Annotated in this window: 19 protein-coding genes; 9 read left to right on the forward strand and 10 right to left on the reverse strand. The window is 72.6% G+C overall.

The window, feature by feature from the left end; translation table 11 throughout:
• Positions 1 to 10 precede the first annotated feature (10 nt).
• The 3 genes from POL25_RS13650 to POL25_RS13660 all read right to left on the reverse strand — a co-directional run bounded on the left by POL25_RS13650 (position 11) and on the right by POL25_RS13660 (position 2,757).
• The gene (locus POL25_RS13650; protein ID WP_272086427.1) at positions 11 to 1,213 is read right to left on the reverse strand and encodes an aminotransferase class V-fold PLP-dependent enzyme; all 1,203 of its coding nucleotides are present in this window, start codon (positions 1,211 to 1,213) and stop codon (positions 11 to 13) included.
• A 219-nt stretch (positions 1,214 to 1,432) separates the two neighbouring features.
• On the reverse strand, positions 1,433 to 2,251 hold the full coding sequence (locus tag POL25_RS13655) for a hypothetical protein (protein WP_272086428.1): 819 nt from the start codon (positions 2,249 to 2,251) through the stop codon (positions 1,433 to 1,435).
• 179 nt (positions 2,252 to 2,430) lie between these two features.
• On the reverse strand, positions 2,431 to 2,757 hold the full coding sequence (locus POL25_RS13660) for a hypothetical protein (RefSeq protein ID WP_272086429.1): 327 nt from the start codon (positions 2,755 to 2,757) through the stop codon (positions 2,431 to 2,433).
• Between the two features lie 118 nt (positions 2,758 to 2,875).
• Between POL25_RS13660 and POL25_RS13665 the strand changes: the two genes are divergently transcribed.
• Positions 2,876 to 4,495 carry a c-type cytochrome gene (locus POL25_RS13665; protein ID WP_272086430.1) on the forward strand — a complete coding sequence of 540 codons (1,620 nt, stop codon included), beginning with the start codon at positions 2,876 to 2,878 and terminating at the stop codon, positions 4,493 to 4,495.
• A 3-nt stretch (positions 4,496 to 4,498) separates the two neighbouring features.
• On the opposite strand, the gene POL25_RS13670 is transcribed toward POL25_RS13665, so the two are convergent.
• From POL25_RS13670 to hrpB, 3 genes are all read right to left on the reverse strand, one after another.
• Positions 4,499 to 5,242 (reverse strand): hypothetical protein, encoded by a 744-nt coding sequence (locus POL25_RS13670; RefSeq protein ID WP_272086431.1) that lies wholly within the window; start codon positions 5,240 to 5,242, stop codon positions 4,499 to 4,501.
• A gap of 4 nt (positions 5,243 to 5,246) precedes the next feature.
• Positions 5,247 to 6,002 carry a DUF4178 domain-containing protein gene (locus POL25_RS13675; protein WP_272086432.1) on the reverse strand — a complete coding sequence of 252 codons (756 nt, stop codon included), beginning with the start codon at positions 6,000 to 6,002 and terminating at the stop codon, positions 5,247 to 5,249.
• 488 nt (positions 6,003 to 6,490) lie between these two features.
• Positions 6,491 to 9,040 carry an ATP-dependent helicase HrpB gene (hrpB, locus tag POL25_RS13680; RefSeq protein WP_272086433.1) on the reverse strand — a complete coding sequence of 850 codons (2,550 nt, stop codon included), beginning with the start codon at positions 9,038 to 9,040 and terminating at the stop codon, positions 6,491 to 6,493.
• Between the two features lie 206 nt (positions 9,041 to 9,246).
• On the opposite strand from hrpB, the gene POL25_RS13685 reads away from it, so the two are divergent.
• Positions 9,247 to 9,477: a FeoA family protein gene (locus POL25_RS13685; RefSeq protein WP_272086434.1), complete on the forward strand. Its 231-nt coding sequence runs from the start codon at positions 9,247 to 9,249 to the stop codon at positions 9,475 to 9,477.
• Positions 9,474 to 11,630, forward strand: coding sequence for a ferrous iron transport protein B (gene feoB / locus POL25_RS13690; RefSeq protein WP_272086435.1), 2,157 nt, complete (start codon positions 9,474 to 9,476; stop codon positions 11,628 to 11,630). The genes POL25_RS13685 and feoB overlap by 4 nt, the downstream gene beginning before the upstream one ends.
• A 98-nt stretch (positions 11,631 to 11,728) precedes the next feature.
• Here the strand turns inward: feoB and mscL are convergent, their stop codons facing one another.
• Positions 11,729 to 12,166, reverse strand: coding sequence for a large-conductance mechanosensitive channel protein MscL (gene mscL, locus POL25_RS13695; protein WP_272086436.1), 438 nt, complete (start codon positions 12,164 to 12,166; stop codon positions 11,729 to 11,731).
• 101 nt (positions 12,167 to 12,267) lie between these two features.
• On the reverse strand, positions 12,268 to 12,687 hold the full coding sequence (locus POL25_RS13700) for an ExbD/TolR family protein (RefSeq protein ID WP_272086437.1): 420 nt from the start codon (positions 12,685 to 12,687) through the stop codon (positions 12,268 to 12,270).
• Positions 12,688 to 12,781: 94 nt separating this feature from the next.
• Between POL25_RS13700 and POL25_RS13705 the strand changes: the two genes are divergently transcribed.
• A complete protein-coding gene (locus POL25_RS13705) occupies positions 12,782 to 13,966 on the forward strand; it encodes a hypothetical protein (protein WP_272086438.1) in 1,185 nt (394 codons plus the stop codon).
• Between the two features lie 261 nt (positions 13,967 to 14,227).
• Here POL25_RS13705 and POL25_RS13710 read toward each other — a convergent pair whose 3' ends face one another.
• The gene (locus POL25_RS13710; RefSeq protein WP_272086439.1) at positions 14,228 to 14,698 is read right to left on the reverse strand and encodes a hypothetical protein; all 471 of its coding nucleotides are present in this window, start codon (positions 14,696 to 14,698) and stop codon (positions 14,228 to 14,230) included.
• Positions 14,699 to 14,751: 53 nt separating this feature from the next.
• Positions 14,752 to 15,297: a universal stress protein gene (locus POL25_RS13715; RefSeq protein ID WP_272086440.1), complete on the reverse strand. Its 546-nt coding sequence runs from the start codon at positions 15,295 to 15,297 to the stop codon at positions 14,752 to 14,754.
• A gap of 43 nt (positions 15,298 to 15,340) precedes the next feature.
• Between POL25_RS13715 and POL25_RS13720 the strand changes: the two genes are divergently transcribed.
• From POL25_RS13720 to POL25_RS13740, 5 genes are all read left to right on the forward strand, one after another.
• Positions 15,341 to 16,645, forward strand: a complete 1,305-nt coding sequence (locus POL25_RS13720) for a cytochrome P450 (protein WP_272086441.1) — start codon at positions 15,341 to 15,343, stop codon at positions 16,643 to 16,645.
• 105 nt (positions 16,646 to 16,750) lie between these two features.
• Entirely contained in the window at positions 16,751 to 17,371 is a 621-nt protein-coding gene (locus tag POL25_RS13725) for a hypothetical protein (protein WP_272086442.1), read from the forward strand.
• A 5-nt stretch (positions 17,372 to 17,376) separates the two neighbouring features.
• Positions 17,377 to 17,955 carry a hypothetical protein gene (locus tag POL25_RS13730; protein ID WP_272086443.1) on the forward strand — a complete coding sequence of 193 codons (579 nt, stop codon included), beginning with the start codon at positions 17,377 to 17,379 and terminating at the stop codon, positions 17,953 to 17,955.
• A 41-nt stretch (positions 17,956 to 17,996) separates the two neighbouring features.
• Positions 17,997 to 18,893, forward strand: coding sequence for a hypothetical protein (locus tag POL25_RS13735; RefSeq protein WP_272086444.1), 897 nt, complete (start codon positions 17,997 to 17,999; stop codon positions 18,891 to 18,893).
• Between the two features lie 264 nt (positions 18,894 to 19,157).
• Complete coding sequence (locus tag POL25_RS13740) at positions 19,158 to 20,333, forward strand: molybdopterin-dependent oxidoreductase (RefSeq protein WP_272086445.1); 1,176 nt, start codon at positions 19,158 to 19,160, stop codon at positions 20,331 to 20,333.
• The last annotated feature ends 27 nt before the right edge of the window (positions 20,334 to 20,360 follow it).

A 20,360-nucleotide genomic window follows, 5' to 3' on the forward strand; every position in this document is an offset into this window, starting at 1 on the left:
TCGAACGTCCTTATCCGTGGCCGAGCGCGACGTCGACGGCGTCGAGCACGAACGGTACCTCGTCGGTGTGGTTGGGCCAGTGCGGGGCGAACCGCAGCAGGCCGTCGGGGGTGGAGCAGGCGACGCCGCGGTCGGCGAGCTCGCGCTGGAGCCCGAGCACGTCGCCGGGGTTGGGCGGCAGCACGCTGAGGATGCACGAGCGGGCCGCCGGGTCGCGCGAGCGCAGGCTGACGAACCCGCGGGCGATGAGGCCCGCCTCGAGCAGGTCGAGGTAGGCCTGCACGTGGGTCCACACCGCCTCCGGCCCGAGCTGGGCCAGCAGGCCGATCGCGGCCTCGAGCGCGGCGCAGCCGACGGTGTTGCCGGCGCCGCCCTCGATGAAGTCGGCGGTGCGGCGGATCGGTCGGTCGTAACGCAGGTGACCTGCCCCTTCCATCAGGAACCGAAGGCCATCCTCGTGGCTCAACCAGCCGGCGACGCGCGGCCGCAGTTCGCCCAGCCGCTCGGGGCGGACGTAGAGGAAGCCGAGGCCCTCGCAGCCCATCAGCCACTTGTGGCCGCCGACGCTGAGGTAGTCGATGCGGGCCTCGCGGACGTCGAGCGGGACGGCCCCGACGGCCTGGATGCCGTCGACGAACAGCTCGGCGCCGGCGGCGTGGCACAGGTCGGCCATGGCCGCGAGCGGCATGCGCAGGCCGCTCTGGAACTGCACCGCCGACACGGCGACCAGGCGGACCCCGCCGGCCGCGAGGGCCGCCTGCAGGGCCGCCAGGCCCTCGGCCGGCGAGCGCACGAAGTCGGCCAGCGGCAGCATCTCGACCGACAGGCCGAACAGCTCGGACGCCTGCTGCCACGGGGTGACGTTGGCCGGGAACTCGCCCTGGAACAGCAGCACCCGCTCACCTGGCTTCCAGGACATGCACAAAGCGACATCCGTGACGCCGCGGGTGGTGTTGGTGATGAGGGCGATGTCGGTCGTCTCGGCGCCGATGAACCCGGCGATCGCGGCGCGCAGGCGGGCCCGCTGCTGAATCCACGTGGGGATCACGCCGGCGCCGCGGCGGGCGTAGTCGTTGGCGACCGCGGCCGTCGCGGCCTGGACCGGCGCCGACCAGGGCGACACCGCGGCATGGTTGAGGTACGCCCGCGGCTGGAGGTCGGGGAACAGGCTGCGGTCGCCGAGGCGCGCAATGGGCAGAGTCGGAGTCGTCAAGGGCCGGCTGACGGTAGCAGACGCCCGCAGCCGTGGCGACCCCGGGAAAACGCCCGGGCGCGGAGGCCAGGGGCCGCGAGCGACAGGTCGCCGGCTCGCCGCTGCCGGCACGGGCGGTCACGAGCGGCCAGGCGTCTCGGACCTGCCCGGAGAGACAGATCGGCGGCTCGCCGCGCCCGGGGCCGTCGCCCCCGGGCCTGCCGCCCCTCGCGTGCGCGCTCAATCGTCGTCGTCGTCGTCGTGATGGTGCCCGTGCTTATGCTTGTGGTGCTTGTGCTTGTGGTGCTTGGGCTTGTGGTGCTTGCAGTGGCCGGGCGGCCAGCAGCCGCCGTGGTGGACGTCGATGACGACCGTCGGCGCCTCCCACACGACCACGCCGACGTAGACCGGGCGCGGCGCGTACAGCCAGCCGTAGAAGCCGCCGCCGCCGGTGACGACGACGACGTCGTTCTTGACCACGATCGGCGCGGTGTAGTCGTACACGATCGTCTGGTAGCCGATCACCACCGGCGCGTAGGTGGCCTTGACGATCAGCACGTTGGTGGTCTTGTCGGCCGTGAAGTTGACGTAGCCGACGATGACGAAGTTGTCCTTGTCCTTCTTGGACGAGGGCAGCGCGTGCAGCTCGAACACGATCGTGTCGCCCTGCTTGACCTCGACGATCTGGATCTTGTCGAGCTTGCCGTCGCCGTCGATGTCGATGCTGTGCAGCTTCTCTTTCGGGCTGTTGAGCTTCTTCTCGAGCGCGTCGGCGTCCTTGACCTTGCCCTTCTTGATCAAGTACGTGACCGTCTCGAGATCGAGCGCCTCGGGCTTGAGCGTGGCCGCGACGTCGGCCTGGGCCACGACCTTGGCGTCACCGTCGCCGGCCGGCGCGGCCTGGACGGCGACCACCGCCTCGCCGCCGGCCGGGGTTGCGACCGCGACGGCGGCCTCGGCCTCGGCCTCGGCCTCGGCCGCTCGCTGGTTGGCGATGATGGCGGCGTCACAGCCGGCGAGCGCGACGAGGAGCGAGAGGGACAGGAGCGATTTGTGCACGGTCGACCTCGGAGAGGGCTGCATTCGCGCCTTGGACCGACCCGCGGCGCGAAGTTCCAGGACTATCGGATCGAGGGGACTCCTGGGTCAACCCCGCGCGGAATCCCCGCCGGAACCGCGTGACCTCACGGTGCGACGAGGTCGGACAGACGGCGACAGACCCGGCCGCGCGGACGAGGTTACCTTTGAATCATGTCCTCGGAGACAGGTACTTTAGGACATGACCCAAAGCGCTCGTCGAATTCGGCCCGCAGGCGCGCGGCCGCAGCCGACGGATCGGGGCACGGGCCGACGCTGGTGCGGCACAGCCACGGCGCCGCGGGGTGCCTCTCGTTCAGCTCGGCGGCGAGGCCGGCGACGTCGGCGGCGCCCGCGTAGACGACCATCGCGCTCTTGCCTCGCGGGTAGCGGACGAGGCCCTCGCGCAGGCGGACCTGCAGCACACCCGCGGCGGGCGGCAGGCGAGCCGCGGCCTCGGACAGCGGGACCCAGGGGCCGAACTTCATCGCGCCCCAGGATAGCGGAGTGCCGCACCTCGCGAAGCGCCGCAGAGTGACTGAACCGCGGGCGCTGGGGTCAGGCGGGGGCTTGCCGACAGTCGCGCCCCGGCCTTACGGTGGCGACATGTCCTGGCGCGCTCCTGGTCTGTTCTCGGTCTCGCTCCTCCTCGCGGCCTGCGGCGACGCTGGCGGCGCCACGCAGGGCGGCAGCGGCAGCGACGGCGACACCAGCGGCGACGCCGGCAGCACGACCGCGGGCGCCGGCTCGGGCGGCGCGACCGAAGCCACGAGCACCGGCAGCAGCGGCACCGCACCCGCGCCGACCACCACTGGCGACACCAGCAGCGGCGACCCCGGCACCACCGGCATGACCACCGGCGATCCCGGCTTCGGCCCCGGCCCGTGGGACCACGGCTTCTACATCCCCGAGGAGCCGCAGAAAGACGGCGACCCCGCGCTCGGCTACGAGGCCCTGCTCACCAGGGGCTACGTGTCCTGCGGCATCCCGTGGGGCCTCTGGCCGCTGGTCAAGCCGATCATCGGAACCTGGGCCGAGCGACCGCCGCTGCCCGGGCGCACCGGCAAGAACGCCGAGGTCCCCTACCACTGGAACGTCCACGCCAAGAACGGCGCCGACATCGTCAGCCAGAACTGCCTGCAGTGCCACGCCGGCTCGTTCAACGGCCAGCTGATCGTCGGCCTCGGCACCGCCGACTTCGACTTCACCGACGACATCAGCCAGCTGCTGAAGAACGTGTGGATCCCCGACATCCCGCTCCCCGGCCTCGAGGAGTTCACCCGCTTCCTCAACCGCACCAAGGCGCTCGGGCCCGCGACCCTCATGCACACCGTCGGCACCAACCCGGCCGAGATCATCGCCGTGACTCTGGTCGCGCACCGCGATCGCCACACCCTCGAGTGGTACGACGAGCTGCAGTACGAGCTGCCGAACATGGTCGTCGCCTCCGACCCGCCGCCGTGGTGGCGGGCCAAGAAGAAGCACGCGCTGTTCTACAACGGCATGGCGCGCGGCGATCACCGCGGCACGATGATGCTGGCCTCGGCGCTGTGCACTGATTCGGTCGCCGAGGCCGAGCAGATCGACAGCTACTTCCACCACATCCAGGCCTTCATCCGCTCGGTGCAGGCGCCGAAGTACCCGCTGGCGATCGACGCCGCGCTGGCGAGCCAGGGCGAGGGCCTGTTCCTCGCCAACTGCGCCGGCTGCCACGGCACCTACGCCGCCGACGACGCGCAGGACACCTACCCCAACCTGCTCTTCCCGCTCGACGTCGTCGGCACCGACCCGGTGGTCGCCGAGGCCGGCACCGAGTACGCGCCCTACCTGGTCGATTGGTACAACGAGAGCTGGTTCGGCAAGATCACCCGCATGGAGCCCGGCCAGCCGTTCCCCGGCTACATGGCGCCGCCGCTCGACGGCGTGTGGGCGACCGGCCCGTTCCTCCACAACGGCTCGGTGCCGACCATCGAGCTGGTCCTCGACAGCACCAAGCGGCCCAAGTACTGGAAGCGCGTCGACTACGACTCGAAGAACTTCGACGAGGAAGCGCTCGGCTGGCCGTTCGTCGCCACTCCCTACGGCCAGGTCGGCGCCCCCGACGACGAGCGCAAGTTCATCTACGACACGACGTTCGTCGCCCACGGCAACGCGGGCCACACCTTCGGCGACCACTTCACGCCGGACCAGCGCCGCGCGGTGCTCGAGTACCTCAAGACGCTGTGACGCTCACCCGAAGGCCGGCTCGCGGCCGTCGAGCGTGCCGGCCGCGCCGACCGCGGCGAAGCGGAAGAACAGGTCCTCGGCGAACCACCGCCGGGCCAGCGCCGCGCGGGCCGCCGCCTGGTGGTTCGAGCCGGCCCACGCGAATTGCTCGAGGCTGTCGGCGTCGTCCCACACGCTGAACGTGACCGGGCGGATCCACGGCAGCTCGCCGATCCCCAGCGCCGCGCGCAGGCCGGGCGCGCGCACCAGCCGGCTGTTGATCGCCGGCACCCGCGACCAGAAGTTGAAGAACCCGCGCAGGCGCAGGCGCGCCCGCGTGATCGCGACCATGGGTAGCCTTTGGGGCAGGTCCGAAAGGCCAGGTCCGAACGGACAGGTCCCGCCCCAGCTACCGCGGCCGCGCGCGGTCAGCAGCGCCAGCGTCCACGCCTCGCTGGCGCGCGCGCGGTAGTCGGCGAACAGCGCGCTGCGGGCGAAGAAGTCCGCGAGCACATGCTCCGAAGACCAGGTCGCGACCAGGGCGTAGCGCGACAGGTCGGGCTTCGCCGAGAAGCCGAGGCCGCCGCCGCTGCCGCACAGGCGCCAGAACTGCAGGCCCGGGGTGGCCGCCAGCGGGGCGCGGGCGCGGCCCATCTGCTTGAAGGCCCACAGCCGTCGGCCGGGCGGGAACCGCAGCACCGTGACCGTCGTGATCGTCGCGCCGGGCGGCGGGCGATGGACCCACCGGAGAGCGTGCTCGCCCGGCAAGCGCTCACGACCCCGGCAGGAACTGCACCGCGTGTTGCGGGATCGCCGTCGCCGCGCCCACCAACACCTGGTCGCCCCAGCGCTCGACCCACAGCGCCCGGTCGGCCGCCGCGCGGTAGACGTAGGTCGCCACCCGCGGCAGCGCCGGCCGCCCGTGCATGCCGACCCCGGCCGCGCTGGCCTGGCCGCGCCGCTCGAGCGCGTAAGTGTGCTCCTGGTGCGGGATGTGGCGCGGCGGCTCGCCCGACAGCCCGTGGCCGCGGACCGGCTCGGCCAGCAGCCACCGCTCCTGGTCCGGCGAACCGACCAGCCAGCGCTGACGATCGGCGTCGGTCATCACCGCGATCACCGTGGCGGTGGCGCCCTCCTTGAGGTTGACCACGCCGTCGACCAGGTAGTCGCCGTCGAGGTTGGGGTCGCCGGTCTCGATGACGATGACGTCGCCCTGGCGCAGCGAGGTGAGGGTGAGCTCGGGCCCCTCGGGGGTGTCGGGCGCGGCGCGCGGGACGGGTGCGGGCTGAAGCCGGCCCTGGAGGCGCTGGGCGACGCGCGCGCGGATCTTCTGGCTGATCGGGTCTGCGGGGATCGATCCGGAGGTGGTCGAGCCGGAGGACGCGGCGGCGAGGGCGAGCTGCGGGCCGTCACCCTCGGTGAGCTGCCGCCGGTCGCCCCAGTCGCGCAGGCGTCGGGCCGCGAGGATCCCGACCCAAAAAGCACCGGCGATGGTCATGGCGGCGAGCAAGGAGGCGAGCGTCAACATGCGGGAGCGGAGGCCCTCGACGCTTGCTTGTAGCACGCGGCCCGGGCCCGCGGGAGGCCACACCCGTCAGGACCCTCGCCCGCCCGCCCTGCCGCGCGCTCGCCCCGGGAGATCGCCGCCCGCGCGAGGTGCGACGCCCGGGCCGGGTCCGCGGCCGGTCCGACGGCGCCTGCCGTGCCCGCGACCTCCCGCTGGCTCGTGGCCGCAGGCGCGCGCGCCGACGCGCCCACCGGCGGGCCGCAAGGACATGTCCCTTCGGACATGTTAAAAAGACGCGGAGCGGGAATCACAGGCACGTTAGGACATGTCCGAACGTGCATGTTCGGAGCCGAGCGCCGGCGGCACCGTCTCCGCGAACGTGCGCGACCCATGGCGAAAGCGCCCAGCACCGTCGCCGCTCCTCGTGTTGCGCCTGTCACTCAGGACATGTCGAAAAGCACATTGTCACAAGCACATGTACTTTGGAACATGTCCAAGAAGACCACGGCTCACCGCCGCGGGGCCGGCGGCGCGGCGGTGCGTGGGTCGTCGGGCCACGAGTGGCGCGGGTAGCGGCGCATCAGCGCCTTGCGGACCTCGGGGTAGTGGCGGTCCCAGAACCCGGAGAGGTCGGTCGTGACCTGCTCGGCGCGGCCGTTCGGGGCCAGCAGATGCAGCACCAGCGGCACCTTGCCGCCGGCGATGTGCGGCCCGCGGCTCATGCCGAAGAAGTCTTGCAGGCGCGACGCCAGCCACGGCGGCTTGTCGGGCTCGTAGTGCACGGCCACGCGCCGGCCTCCGGGCAGCTGCACGTGCGTCGGCGCCAGCCGCTCGAGCCCGCCGCCCGCGGCCACGCGCCCGAGCAGCTGGCCCATCAGGTCGGCCGCGCGCAGCTCGGCGAAGCTGGTCCGGCCCTCGCAAAGCTCGGCCAGCACCGCGCGCGCGACCGCCTCGGTGATCACCGGCGCCCCCGGCACGTGCGCCGCCACGAACGCCGAGCGCGCCATCAGCCCGCGCAGCGCCTCCGCGTCGGCCACGAACCGCTCGGGCCCGGCCGCCTGCGCCTGCGCGCGCAGCAGCTCGCTGGCCGCGGGCGGCAGCTTCGCCCCCGTCGTGCGCTCGAGCAGCAGCCCCATGTACCGCAGCTCGCGCGCCCCCTCGACCCGCTCGCGCGCCGCGTTCCACTGCAGCTCGTCGCGCTCCTCGATCTCGTCGCACAGCTGGTCGATCAACCACTCCGGCTCGATCGCGCAGGCGCTGCGCACCAGCACCTGCGGCCCGCGGTCGGCCTCGCGCCGCTGCTCGACCTCCAGCGCCAGCAGCCACGGCGCCGTGCGCACCACCGACCCCGGCCCGAGCCGCGCCGCCCCGCCGCCCGCCAGCGCCAGCGCGCGGAAGCCCCCGACCTCGTCGCGCGCCTGCGCCACCCGCTCGGGGAAGGCCGCCAGCAGGGCCATGCGCAGCCTGTCCTCTCGTTCCTGTTCCTTGATACCTAGCTCTTTGGACCTGTCCCGAGAGTCATGCGGAAGCGCGCGCAGTAGCTGGTCGCGGACCTGCAGCGCGCGGCGGGCCGGCCCGCCCAGCAGGCCGCGCTCGTCGCCGCGGCGGCGCAGCTTCTCGAGGTCGGCGAGGTCGACCAGCACGTCGGCGTCGGCGTCGCACGAGGCCAGCGCGCCTGACGGGCGGATCGATCGCTCGGACAGCAGCGCCGCCGCGCCGCAGGCCAGCCCCGGCACGCCGCGATCGATCCCCTCGCACAGCAGCCGCCCGAGCCGCGGGTGGAGCGGGAACGCCAGCATGCGCCGGCCCAGCGGCGTCACCTGGCCTGCAGGACCGGTCGCCCCCAGCCGCCGCAGCAGCGCCTCGCCGGCCTGCAGCGACGCCGCTGGCGGCGCCTCGAACCATGGGAACGCGGCTGGATCGGCGACCGCGAACGCGTGCAGGTCGAGCAGCGCGCTCGCCAGATCGACCCGGTGGATCTCCGGCGGCGTGTGCTCGGGCCGGCGGTCGTGGTCGACCTGGGCGTACAGCCGCAGGCACCGGCCAGGCCGCGTGCGCCCGGCTCGCCCGGCGCGCTGGGCCGCCGACGCGCGTGACACCTTGCCGAGCTGCAGCGTCGGGATCCCCGTCCACGGGTCGTGCGCCGCCACCCGCGCCAGCCCGCCGTCGATCACCGCCGCGATCCCGTCGATCGTCACCGACGTCTCGGCGACGTTGGTGCTGAGGATCAGCTTCCTCTGGGGACATGGCCGAACGGCCAGGTCCTGCGCGGCCGGCGGCAGCTCGCCGTGCAGCGGCACCACCATCATCCCGTGGTGGGCGGCGAACCCGGCGCAGGCCTCGGCCGCGCGGGCGATCTCGCGGGCCCCGGGCAGGAACACCAGGACATCGCCGTCGAGCCCCTCGTCGACCAGCTTCGCCAGCGCCCGCAGCACCCCCGAGTGGAGCTCGTTCGGCTCGCCGAGGTGCTCGATCTCCACCGGGAACATCCGCCCGGCGCTGGTGATCCGGGCGCACGGCTCGGCTGCTCCTTCGGACAGGTAACTCGCGACCGCGGCGCCGTCGAGGGTCGCCGACATCACGACGAGCTTGAGGTCGGGCCGGTCCGAGCGCTGGAGCTGGCGCAGCAGCGCGAGCCCCACGTCGCCGTCGATGTGGCGCTCGTGGAACTCGTCGAGCACGACCGCGCCGACGTCGCGCAGCGCCGGGTCGGCGTGCAGCTTGCGCGCCAGCAGGCCCTCGGTGATGAAGCGCAGGCGCGTCGTCGGACCGACCGCCGACTCGAAGCGGACCTGGTAGCCGACGGTCGCGCCGAGCGGTTCGCCGAGGCTCTCGGCCACCCGCGCCGCGGTCATGCGCGCCGCCAGGCGGCGCGGCTGCAGCACCAGCACCTCGCGCTCGCCGGCCAGCCCGGCCTGCAGCAGCGCCAGCGGCACGCGCGTGGTCTTGCCGGCCCCGGGCGGCGCCTCGATCACCGCGCAGGGCGATCGCTGCAGGGCCGCGACGATGTCGGCGAGGACCTCGTCGATCGGCAGCTGCGAGGGTGCGCGCGGGGCCACGACGGCGCAGCATAGCGGCCCGCTGCGGCTGCGCCCGCTCGCAGGTTTGCGCCTGGTCGCGTGAGTTTTCCGCGAGACGATGCCCATCGCGTGAGCTGTCCTCGGGGTCATCTCTCCCGCAGAACTGGCCCGAACGGCAGGCGACGGGTCGCGCTCGCACGCCGCGCTTGACCGGGTGCCGGGGCCGGCGCCAAGCTCCCTCGACGGTGGCCTTCAACCTGGCGCAGCTCGAGCTCGGTGCGCGTGCCCGCGTGACCCTCGTCGGGGGCAGCGGGGCGCTGGCGCTGCGTCTGCTCGAGATGGGCTTCACGCCGGGCACCGTGGTGCTGCTGGTCAAGCGGGCCCCGTTCGGCGACCCGCTCGAGCTGCAGGTCCGCGGCTGTCACGTGTCGCTGCGCAAGGCCGAGGCCGCGCGGATCGAGGCGGTGTTGTTATGACGCTGCGCGGCGCGACGCCCCTGCGCGTGGCCCTCGCGGGCAACCCGAACGTCGGCAAGACCAGCCTCTTCAACGAGCTGACCGGGTCGCGCCACAAGGTCGGCAACTACGCCGGCGTCACCGTCGAGACCCGCGCCGGCGCCGTCGTCGCTCGCCTCGCCCCCGCGCGGCCGATCACGATCGTCGACCTGCCCGGCACCTACAGCCTCACGCCGATCGCCGAGGACGAGGCCGTCGCGTTCCGCTGCCTCACCGGCGCCGACGACCAGCCGCCCGACGTCGTCGCCCTCGTGCTCGACGCCGCCAACCTGGCCCGCAACCTCTACCTCGCCGTCCAGCTGCTCGAGCTCGGGCGCCCGCTGGTCGTCGCCCTCAACATGATGGACGTCGCCGCCGAGGCCGGCGCACCGGTCGACCCCGCCGCCCTGGCCCGCGCCCTCGGCGTGCCGGTCTTGCCGACGGTCGCGCGCACCGGCGAGGGCATCGCGCGCCTGGTCGAAGGGCTAGGTTCCATCGAACATGTCCCTTCGGACACCTCGCCGCTGCGCGCCCGCCTTCTGACGGGCGACGACGCCGTGCCGCCGCCGCCCGGGACCGAACTGGCGCGCTGGCGCTGGCTGGTCTCGGCGGCCGCGGCCGGCACCCTCGACCTGGCCGCGCCGACCGCCGACGAGCGCGTCGCTCTGGCCGCGCTGGCGCCCGCGGCCGTGACCGCGGCCGCGCACGCGCGGGTGATCGCCCGCTACCGCGAGGTCGACGCCCTGCTGGCCGAGCTCGGCTTCACCGCCGCCCAGCGCGAGCGGGCCCCGGCGATGACCCGCTCGGCGGCGATCGACCGCGTGCTGACCCACCGCGTGTGGGGCCTGGCGATCTTCGTCCTCGTCATGGCGACGATCTTCAGCTCGATCTTCACCTGGGCCGAGCCGATCATGGGCGCGATCGAGGCGCTCATCAGCTGGCTCTCGGGACAGGTCCGCGGACCGCTCGGGCCCGGCGTCTTCACCGACCTGCTGACCCAGGGCGTGATCGCCGGCGCCGGCAACGTGCTGGTGTTCGTGCCGCAGATCGCCCTGCTGTTCCTGCTGCTCGGCCTGCTCGAGGACTCGGGCTACATGGCCCGCGCGGCGTTCCTGGTCGACCGGCTGATGGCCAGGGTCGGCCTGCACGGGCGCGCCTTCGTCCCGCTGCTGAGCGGCTACGCCTGCGCCATCCCGGCCATCCTCGGCACCCGCACGATCACCGACCCGCGCGACCGCCTGGCCACGATCCTCATGATCCCGTTCATGAGCTGCAGCGCGCGCCTGCCGATCTACGTCCTCTTCATCAGCGCGCTGTTCCCCGCCGACGACCGCGTCGGCCCGTTCACCGTCGGCAGCCTCATGCTGGTCGGCTTCTACGCGCTGTCGACGGTGTCGGCCCTGCTCGTCGGCGCGTTCTGGAAGCGCACCGCCCTGCGCGGCCCGACCCCGCCGTTCGTGCTCGAGCTGCCGCCGTACCGGCTGCCGCGCCTGCGCAACACCCTGCTCCACGTCTACGACCGCACCGCCGACTTCGTCCGCCAGGCCGGCACCGTCATCCTCGCGGTCACCGTCGTGCTGTGGGTGCTGCTCAGCTTCCCGCGCCCGCCCGACGCGCCGCCGGTGCCGGTCGACGTCGACCCGGTCGCGCATGTCGAGCCGGACATGTCCGAAACGCCAGACTCGCCGACCCCGCCGCGCGACGAGGACTCGCCGATCGTGCACTCGATCGGCGGCCGGATCGGCAAGGCGATCGAGCCGGCGCTGCTGCCGATGGGCCAGGACTTCCGCATGGGCATCGCCATCCTCGGCAGCTTCGCCGCCCGCGAGGTCATGGTCAGCACGCTCGGCCTGGTCTACGGCATCGAAGAGGACGACGACGACCAGACCTCGCTGCGCGAGAAGCTCCGCGAGGCCCGCGAGCCCGACGGCTCGCGCCGCCACACCCCCCTGAAGGGCCTGGCGGCGATGATCTTCTTCGTCTACGCCTGCCAGTGCATGTCGACGCTGGCGGTGGTGCGCCGCGAGACCGGCGCGTGGAAGTGGCCGCTGGTGATGTTCACCACCATGTCGGCCCTGGCCTACGCGCTGGCGGTGCTGGTCTACCAGGTCGGCCTCGCGCTCGGCTACACCTGACCTGGCCCTGTGAGCATGTCGGATCGGTCATGCCCGATCGGACCTATTCGAATGGACCTGTTCTTTCGAACAGGTCCGGGGCATCGTCGCGGCTCGCCTCAGAGCGGGCGGGCTCGCAGCAGGTCGCGGATCTCCGCCAGCAGCTTCTCCTGGGCCGTCGGCGGCGCCGGGACCTCCTCCTCCTTGGCGATCATGCGCTCCTTCGCCCGCTGGATCGCCGACACCAGCAGGTAGACGGCGAACGCGACGATCAGGAACGTGACGATGAAGTTGAGGAACACACCGTAGCGGACCGTCACCGCGCCGGCCGCGGTCGCGGCGGCCAGCGTGTCGTAGGGGCCGACCGGCGCGCCGTCCTTGAGGACGACGAAGAGGTTGGAGAAGTCGACGCCGCCGAGAGCGAGGCCGATGGGCGGCATGATCACGTCGTCGACCAGCGACTTGACGATCGCGCCGAACGCCGCGCCGAGGATAATGCCGGAAGCCATGTCGATCAGGCTTCCGCGCATGGCGAACTTCTTGAACCCGCTGAGCATCGCGCGGGATTCTATTGCCCCGGACCGACGAACACGCCAGCGAACGACGGGGCGGCCGGTGGCGACCTGCGATTTGCCTCACGGTCGCGGCGGACGGCGGACTACAGCTTGTCCGACGCGATGCCGACCGAGCCGACGCCCGCCTCGTGGGCGGCCGCCATCAGGCGAATGACCTCGCCGTACTTGACCCCGGGCGCGGCGTCGATCGCCAGCTTGCCGTCGTTCTGAACCTTCGTGTTGGCCTGAAGCGCCGCGATCACGCCGACGGTGTCGCTGGCGATCACCTGCGTGCCGAGCTTGACGACCCCCGCGGTATCGATCGACAGCAGCAAGGTCGCGTTGGGGTCGGCCGGACCCTGCACCTTCGACTGGGTCGGGATGTCGAGCGGCATCTGCGTGTTGGTGGCCGGCGGCGCCGACACCATGAAGATGATCAGGAGGCACAGGAGCACGTCGACCAGCGGGGTCACGTTGATCTCGTTGAGGGCGTCGCCCTCGTCTCCGCCGACGCTGACTGCCATGGTGCGGCTCACGCTAGCGGGCCGCGGCCGCCGCGTAAAGCCCGGCCCCGATCGTCGGCGCACGCGCCGGGGTTTCCGCGATATCTTGCCGGCCATGCTCCGCGCCGCCCTCGTCCTCGCCGTCGCGCTCGCCGGGACCGCCTGCAACGCGCCTGCGCCGGCCCCTGCCGCCAAGCCCGAGGCCGCCCCGAGCGCCCAGCCGACCCCGCAGCCGGCTCCGCCCGCGCCCGCCCCGGCGCCCGTCAGGGCCCGCGACCCCCTGTGCGAGGCCGGCGCGGCCCCCCTGGCGGCCCTGCGCGCGCACACCGGCGCGGCGTCGATCGCCTACGCCGGCACGCCGCTGCAGCAGTGGGTGGCGGCCAGCGACGCCGCCACGGGCCGTCACGACGACGCCGCGATCGCCGCGGTGCTGGTCGACACCACCCCCGCCGGCTTCGCCTTCGTGCGCGCGCGCGTCGAGGGCTCGATCGCCCAGTGGATGCGCGACCGCCTCAAGCACGCCGCCGACGACAAGGACGGCCGCGACGCCGCGTGGGCGGCCGCTCGCTGCGCCTGGGACGTGGCCCTGAAGCCGCTCGCGGCCGAGGTCGCCGGCGCCGAGCCGGGCCTCGCCGAGGACATCGACGCCGCCTTCGCCGCGGGCGAGGCGGCGCTCGCCGGCGGTGATACGACCGCGATCGACAAGGCGCTGCTGCCGGGCCACGAGGTGATCGAGAAGACCTGGTTCCGCCTGGCGCACCACCGCTTGATGCAGGCGCTGGCCGACGCGAAGGAGCACGGCGACCCGGTCCCGCTGGCCCGCGCGCGGGCCGTGTTCGAGGACCTGCGCGACCGCCTGAAGGACCGCAACAGCCCCGGCATCGCCGTCGTCGAGCTGGCCCTCGCGGCCCCGCCGAACAAGGTCGACGCCGCCAAGGTCGAGCGGGAGATCGCCGTGGCGGTGGCCAAGCGGGCCCGCAAGTACTGCGACGAGGCCCTCACCCCGGCCGCCAAGGGCCCGCTCGGCAGCGCGGCGGCGATGGCCACCACCGCCGAGGGCACGGCCTATACGCGAATTGTCCTTTCGGACATGTCCGAAAGGCTCAAGGACCAGGGCTTCGACGCGGCGGCGCACCTTCAGGCCTGGCAGGGCTACGCCGAGGCGGTCGCGGAGGCCGACGCCGACGAGGCGAAGCGGCTGAGCGGCGAGCTCGTGCAGTGGAACTGCGCCTACCAGCGCGCCCTGGCGATCCGCGAGTGCACGTCGTCGGCCGACGAGGTGTCGACGACGACACCTTGAAGTCTCCCGCATCACGCGCATCGAGCTCGACCGCGGGGCCGTGATTCTCGCGGTCGTCACGCGCAGGCTCGAAGGCCTGGGCGCGGGCCGTGATCGAGGTGTGTCGCGCGTGGCCTCGTCGGGATGAAACCTCGGTCACCCGAGTCGCAAATTTCGCAGCGCGCATGAACTCGGATTCATGCGCCGGCGCCCGCGACCACCCGCGCTGCGGGCCTCGAAGTCAAGTTCGAAGAGGTATCGAAGCCGTCATGCGCCGATGCCTCATGCCCTCGCGGTGCGCCGCATCATGGACAGCCCGACGAGGTCACGTCGTCGCACGAAGTCGAGTGTGTCCCCGTCGACACCCACCCGCGCTCGATCGATGAATCGGGCCTGGAAGCGCCCGTTTACGCCATCTTTAGCCACATTGATGTCGCCTTGATTTGACGATCCGGAGCCCTCGCCAATGGTTTCGGCATGCGCCACACAGGACTCGCCGCCCGCATGATTTTCGCCGAACGCTTCACGGCCGCCGTCATCGATCGGCCGTTCTACGCCGGACTCAAGATGGTCGCCGCACGCCCGCGCGTGAACGAGCCGATCGTCGTCGCTCCCGCCGAGCCCGCAGTGGCTGCGCCGATGCCGCGCGCGGCCTAGCCGGTCGGACCCCTCGGTCCGGCGCGCTGGTCGGCGCGCCGCGCGTCGCACCGTCTCTCCAACCTTCGGCTGCTTTTCACCTTCCTCAAAGGACATGACCCTTCGAGCATGTGCTCAGGGCCATGTCCTTTCGTCGTACCCGCCGGCGCTCACTCGTGCAGCGCGGGGATCACGAGGACCGGGCAGATCGCCTCGCGGATGACGCGGTCGGCGGTGCTGCCGACGAAGAACCGGGCCACCCGCGAGCGCCCGCTGGCCGCCAGCACGATCAGGTCGGCGGCCTTCTTCTCCGACTCCTCGATGATGACGCTGACGGCCACCCCCGGGCGCGCCTCGATCTCGACCTGCACCCCGCCGCAGTGGCGCTGGACGATCACCTCGAGCGCGGCCCTCGAAGTCTTCTGCGCCGCCTCGTGGACGTCGGTCAGCACCTGCGACGACAGCCCGACGCTGAGGTTGCCGGCGTACATCGTGCTGTAGTTGAGCGCCGGCGTGACGTGGAGCAGGACCACGGTGCCGAGGCTGGCGCGCGCGAGGTCGGCCGCGAGGATCACGCTGCGCACGGAGCTGGGCGAGAACTCGATATACTGGCCGTCGACCTCGACGGCCTGTCCGGCGGCGATGTGCTCGTCGCTCGCCGGTGAGAAGTCGACCGGCACCAGGATCTTGGTGAAGGGGGCGCGCGCGAGGGTCATGCCGCTATTGTAGTACACCCACGATCGGGTGGAAGGTGGACGCATGTCACGCCCCGTGCCCGGGCCGCGCCTCGCCCCGCTCGCCAACTATCGCTTCGCCGTCGACCCCTACGGCTTCTTCGCGGCCTGCAAGCGGCGCTACGGCGATCCGTTCGCGTTCCACCTCGCGGGCAAGCGGCTGGTCGTCACCGGTCAGCCCGAGCTCGCCCGGGTGATCTTCACGCTGGACCCGGACGCCACCCGCTCGTTCGGCACCGACCACCTCGACGCGCTGCTCGGCGACAGCTCGCTGATCGTCGTCAGCGGCGAGCGTCACCGCCGCGACCGCAAGCTGCTGACCCCGCCGTTCCACGGCGCCCGCATGCGCTCGTACGGCGCGATCATCCGCGAGGCCACGCGCCGCCACGCTGCCGAATGGAAGGTCGGCCAACCATTCGTCATGCAGCACACGACCCAGGCGATCTCGCTCGAGGTGATCGTGCGCGCGGTGTTCGGGGTGACGGACCCGGCCCAGATCGCCCACGTCGGCGAGTCGCTGGTGGCGGTGATCGAGGCGCTGCACCCGACGCTGCTGTTCTCGCGCCACATCCAGCGCGACCTCGGGCCGCTGACCCCGTGGCGCCGCTTCGCCGCCGCCCAGGCCCGCGCCCACGCGCTCACGCGCTCGCAGATCGCCGCGCGGCGGGCTCAGCCGGCGGACGACATCCTGAGCCTCATGCTCGCGGTGCGCGACGAGGACGGCCACCCGCTCGAGGACGACGAGCTGGTCGACGAGCTGCTCACGCTGCTGTTCGCCGGCCACGAGACCACCGCGATCGCGCTGGCCTGGGCGTTCGCGTGGTTGCTGCGCGCGCCGGCGGTGTTCGCCCGCCTGCGCGCCGAGTTGGTCGCGCTCGGCCCGGACCCCGACTGCGAGGCCGTGGCCGCGCTGCCCTACCTAGACGCGGTGTGCCACGAGGTCCTGCGCCTGTGGCCGATCATCCCCATCGTCCCGCGCACCCTGGTGCGCCCGCTGCAGCTCGGCCCATACGAGCTGCAGCCGGGCACCGCCGTCGCCGTCGGCACCGCGCTGCTGCATCAGGACCCGATCCTCTACCCCGACCCGCACACGTTCCGGCCCGAGCGGTTCCTCGACCGCAAGCCCTCGCCGTTCGAGTTTACGCCGTTCGGCGGCGGGCATCGGCGCTGCATCGGCGCCGCGTTCGCGATCTACGAGATGAAGCAAGCGCTCGCGGTGCTGGTGCCGGAGTACGACCTGCGGCTGATCGACCGCACGCCGCCGCGGCCAGTTCGACGCAACCTGTCGCTCGGCCCGGCCGGCGGCGTGCACGTCGTGCGCGCCTCCTGAGCACTACCCCGGAGCCGTGGCCCGGCGTATCTTGATCGGCGGTGGCCGAGCATCCCTCACGCATCACCGCCGGCGCCTCCCGCATGCGTCCAGGAGCCCAAGTGTATGGAGTCGCGTAACAACATCCCCGGCCTCGCGCTCCTGGCCCTGAGCTTCACCGGTTGTGCCGGCGGCGATCCGGCACCCGACCCCATCATCGGCGACTGGCGGGCGATCCAGGTCGACGGCGCGAAGCAGCCCTCGACCGAGTCGTACGGCGGGGAGCCGTTCCTGCGCGGCACGCAGCTCCGCATCGGTGACGACCTCGCCGGCGAGCTGGCCCTGTACCGCACGGCCGACTACGACGGCATCGACTACGACGGCGAGCGCGTGGCCGACCTGGTCGTCGTCGCCTCGGGAGCGCCGAAGTACCGCATCGAAGTCGGGCACGATTTCTTCGACGGCGACGGCGACGAGAGTTCCCCGGCCGAACCGATCACCGGCTACGCCGACACCGAGTACGGCGACACCGAGGATCCCGGCGGCGCTGACGACGGCGCCCTCGCCGAAGACGACGACCTCGCCGGGGTCCGGCCGCTGAAGCTGCCGGGCGCGCCGGCGCTGGCGCCCGCGGCGACGGTGTTCGCCTGCGACCTCGCGGGCGACACCTTGACCTGCGACCGCGAGGGCGCGGACGACAAAAAGCACTGGGTGTTCGCCCGCATCCGCCCGGAAGACGAGGTCTGAGCGTCATGCAGCCGCGCATCCCCCTCCTGGCCCTCGTCGGCCTCCAGTTCACGCGCTGCACCGGCGGCGACGAAGCGCAGGTGAACCCGATCGTCGGCGACTGGGGCGCTGTCCAGCGCGACGGCGACAAGCTGCCCGACGTCTACGTCCACGGCCCCTCCACCGACGTGAGCGGCCTGCGGCTCGAGATCGACGACGAGCTCGGCGGCAGCTTCGAGTACTACAGCGAGCTCACGTACGAGACCTACGAGTACCGCCACAGCTTCGGCTCGGAGCTGCTCGTCGACGACAGCGCCGCGCCGAAGTACCGCATCGAGGTGCAGAAGGACATCTTCGGCGGCGACGAGGCCTACACCGACAGCGTCGGCACCGCCGTCACCTCCGACGGCTACGAAGACTACGGCGACGGCGGCGACGGCCTTGCGCCGGGACTCGCGGCCCCGAGCCGGCCGATCGTCGCGCCCGCGGAGCTGGTCTTCACCTGTACTTTGGACCAGGACACCCTCACGTGCACGGGCGAGGGTTCGGCCCCGGAGTCGATCATCTTCAAGCGCAAGCGGCCGCCGGCGGCGGGCGAGGGCTGACGCTGGCCCGCTCGCGCGCGCGATGCTAACTCGCGCGCACGATGCCCAAGCTGTCCCACGAGGCGCTCGTCCAGCTGGTCCGTCACGCTCCGGCGCTGATCCCCGACCTGCTGTGGCCCGGCGAGGCCAGGACCGGACCGATCCGGATCACCGCCGGCGAGTTCGTCGACCTCAACTTCGCCGAGCACCGGGCCGACGTGGTGCTCGGCCTCGGCGGCGCGGCCGACCGTCCCGCCGAGGCGCTGGTGGTCGAGGTCCAGGTCGAACGCGACCCTCGCAAGCGCTGGACCTGGCCGGTGTACGTCGCCGGCCTGCGCGCGCGCCTCGGCTGTCCGGTCACCCTCGTGGTCGTGTCGCTCGACCCCGAGGTGGCCCGCTGGTGCGCCGAGCCGATCGACCTCGGCCGCCGCCGCACCACCGTCCACCCGTGGGTGCTCGGGCCCGAGGCCGTGCCCGTGATCACCGACCTCGAGCGGGCCCGCGAGCTGCCCGAGCTGGCGGTGCTGTCGGTCGCGGCCCACGCCGCCGAACCCGGCGCCGAGCAGATCGCCCTCGTCGCCCTCGAGGCCACCCGCGAGCTCGACGACCAGCGGGGGATCCTCTATCCTGACTTCGTCGTCGCCCTCCTGGGCCGCGTGGCCCGCACCGCGCTGGAGAAGCTCCTCATGGCCAACGGACGCTGGGAACCGCTGAGTGACATGTTCCGCAAACCTTGGCTCGAAGGCATCGCCGAGGGCGAAGCCAAGGGGTTCGCGCTCGGCAGGGCCGACATGCTGCTCAAGCTGCTCCAGCTCAAAGGCTTCGCGGTGACCGAGGCCCAGCGCGGCCGCGTGCTCGACTGCCGCGACGAGGCCCAGCTCGACGCCTGGGCCGGCCGCGTGCTGACGGCCACCCGCCTCGACGAAGTGTTCGACGAGCCGGGCCCGGGCCCGACCTGAGCCGCCCCGTGTCCGTGGTTCGAGGGGCCACCGAAACCTGGCCTCAAGGGCATGTCCCAAAGAACATGTCCATGAAGACATCTCACTCGCCCCGTGCGGCGTGACGCGCGCGGCGTGAATCACCCTTCAGCCCCGGCGCGCCCGAGGAGAGGATCCGCCTGCATCGCCCGGCGGTCGTGCTCTTGGGCACACGCGCGGGCGGCCCTCATCGGGCCGCGCTCGTTGCTCGCGACCGGGGGTCCGGGCTAGCGTCTCGCCGCTCCGATGACGGACGGCGACTCACTCGGCGTGCACGACCTCCCCGAAGCCACTGACACCCCCGCGACGGACGGGACCTCGCTCGAGCTGCGAGTCGTCGACGGCATGCCGACCTGGTTCGGCCGCCGGCTCGCGCGCGCGCTGCTGCGGCTGGTCAGCATGGAGGAGAACAAGCCCGCGCAGCTGACCCAGGTCGTCACGCCGACGGCCGGCTATTTCCGCCGCGACCGCCACGTCCACCCCGCCGTCGACCCCGGCACCTACCGCCTGCAGATCACCGGCGTCGCCACCCCGCGCGTCCTGACCCTGCCCGAGCTGCTGGCCCTGCCCCGCGAGACCCGCGTGTGCGTGCAGGAGTGCGCCGGCAATGGCAACCACCTCCAGGGCTCGGCCGGGCTGTGCGGCCAGGCCGTTTGGGAGGGCCCGAGCTTCGCCAGCCTGCTCGAGCTGTGCGGCGGCCCGGGCCTCGCCACGCACTTCGCCTGTCACGGCCTCGACGACCTCGGCTTCCTCAAGCGCGGCTACCACTACGGACTGTCGCTCGACGAGCTCACGCGCGCGCGGGCGATCGTGGCCGTGACGATGAACGGCGAGCCGCTGTCGCGCCGCCACGGCTTCCCGTCGCGCCTGATCGTGCCGCGCATCTACTCGATGTCGCACGTCAAGTGGCTCGGCCACATCGAGGGCAAGACGCAGCCGCACATGGGCATCCACAACCGCTTCGTCTTCACCAACAAGGAGAAGCGCGGCGACAAGTGGGTGCGCGTGCAGGCGCGATGGATCGGCCTCAAGTCGATCGTGTCCGACTGCCGCGCGGCCCAGGGCGGCGGCTGGCTGCTGCGCGGGGCGGCGTGGGGCGGCGAGCGCCCGGTCGCCGCCGTCGAGGTCAGCACCGACGGCGGCCTCTCGTGGCAGCGCGCCGACCTGCGGCCGATCTCCGAACAGGTCGCCCGCGACGCCCGCCTGGCCTCCGGCGAGGTCGACGGCGCGTGGTCGGTGTTCTCGTTCCGCTGGCAGCCGCCCGGCCCCGGCACCTACAAGATCGGCTCGCGGGTGATCGACGCGGACGGCAACGTCCAGGCCCTCGACAACGACCCCAACGTGCACGGCCACTTCAACCAGACCCGCGTCAAGTGGCGCATGGTCACCGTGCCCGAGAACCGGCTTCCGGCTGGCGCTTGAGACATGCCCTGAAGGGCATGTCCTGGC

Source organism: Nannocystis bainbridge (assembly GCF_028368995.1).
In the GTDB taxonomy this organism is placed as follows: Bacteria; Myxococcota_A; Polyangia; order Nannocystales; family Nannocystaceae; genus Nannocystis; species Nannocystis bainbridge.

Excerpts from the sequence above, each read along its gene's own strand:
- POL25_RS13720 (WP_272086441.1), top strand. The coding sequence starts at position 15,341 with ATGTCACGCCCCGTGCCCGGGCCGCGCCTCGCCCCGCTCGCCAACTAT.
- POL25_RS13725 (WP_272086442.1), top strand. The coding sequence starts at position 16,751 with ATGGAGTCGCGTAACAACATCCCCGGCCTCGCGCTCCTGGCCCTGAGC.
- mscL (WP_272086436.1), bottom strand. The coding sequence starts at position 12,166 with ATGCTCAGCGGGTTCAAGAAGTTCGCCATGCGCGGAAGCCTGATCGAC.
- POL25_RS13715 (WP_272086440.1), bottom strand. The coding sequence starts at position 15,297 with ATGACCCTCGCGCGCGCCCCCTTCACCAAGATCCTGGTGCCGGTCGAC.
- POL25_RS13705 (WP_272086438.1), top strand. The coding sequence starts at position 12,782 with ATGCTCCGCGCCGCCCTCGTCCTCGCCGTCGCGCTCGCCGGGACCGCC.
- POL25_RS13710 (WP_272086439.1), bottom strand. The coding sequence starts at position 14,698 with ATGTCCTTTGAGGAAGGTGAAAAGCAGCCGAAGGTTGGAGAGACGGTG.
- POL25_RS13675 (WP_272086432.1), bottom strand. The coding sequence starts at position 6,002 with ATGTTGACGCTCGCCTCCTTGCTCGCCGCCATGACCATCGCCGGTGCT.
- feoB (WP_272086435.1), top strand. The coding sequence starts at position 9,474 with ATGACGCTGCGCGGCGCGACGCCCCTGCGCGTGGCCCTCGCGGGCAAC.
- POL25_RS13740 (WP_272086445.1), top strand. The coding sequence starts at position 19,158 with ATGACGGACGGCGACTCACTCGGCGTGCACGACCTCCCCGAAGCCACT.
- POL25_RS13730 (WP_272086443.1), top strand. The coding sequence starts at position 17,377 with ATGCAGCCGCGCATCCCCCTCCTGGCCCTCGTCGGCCTCCAGTTCACG.
- POL25_RS13735 (WP_272086444.1), top strand. The coding sequence starts at position 17,997 with ATGCCCAAGCTGTCCCACGAGGCGCTCGTCCAGCTGGTCCGTCACGCT.
- POL25_RS13660 (WP_272086429.1), bottom strand. The coding sequence starts at position 2,757 with ATGAAGTTCGGCCCCTGGGTCCCGCTGTCCGAGGCCGCGGCTCGCCTG.
- POL25_RS13700 (WP_272086437.1), bottom strand. The coding sequence starts at position 12,687 with ATGGCAGTCAGCGTCGGCGGAGACGAGGGCGACGCCCTCAACGAGATC.
- POL25_RS13665 (WP_272086430.1), top strand. The coding sequence starts at position 2,876 with ATGTCCTGGCGCGCTCCTGGTCTGTTCTCGGTCTCGCTCCTCCTCGCG.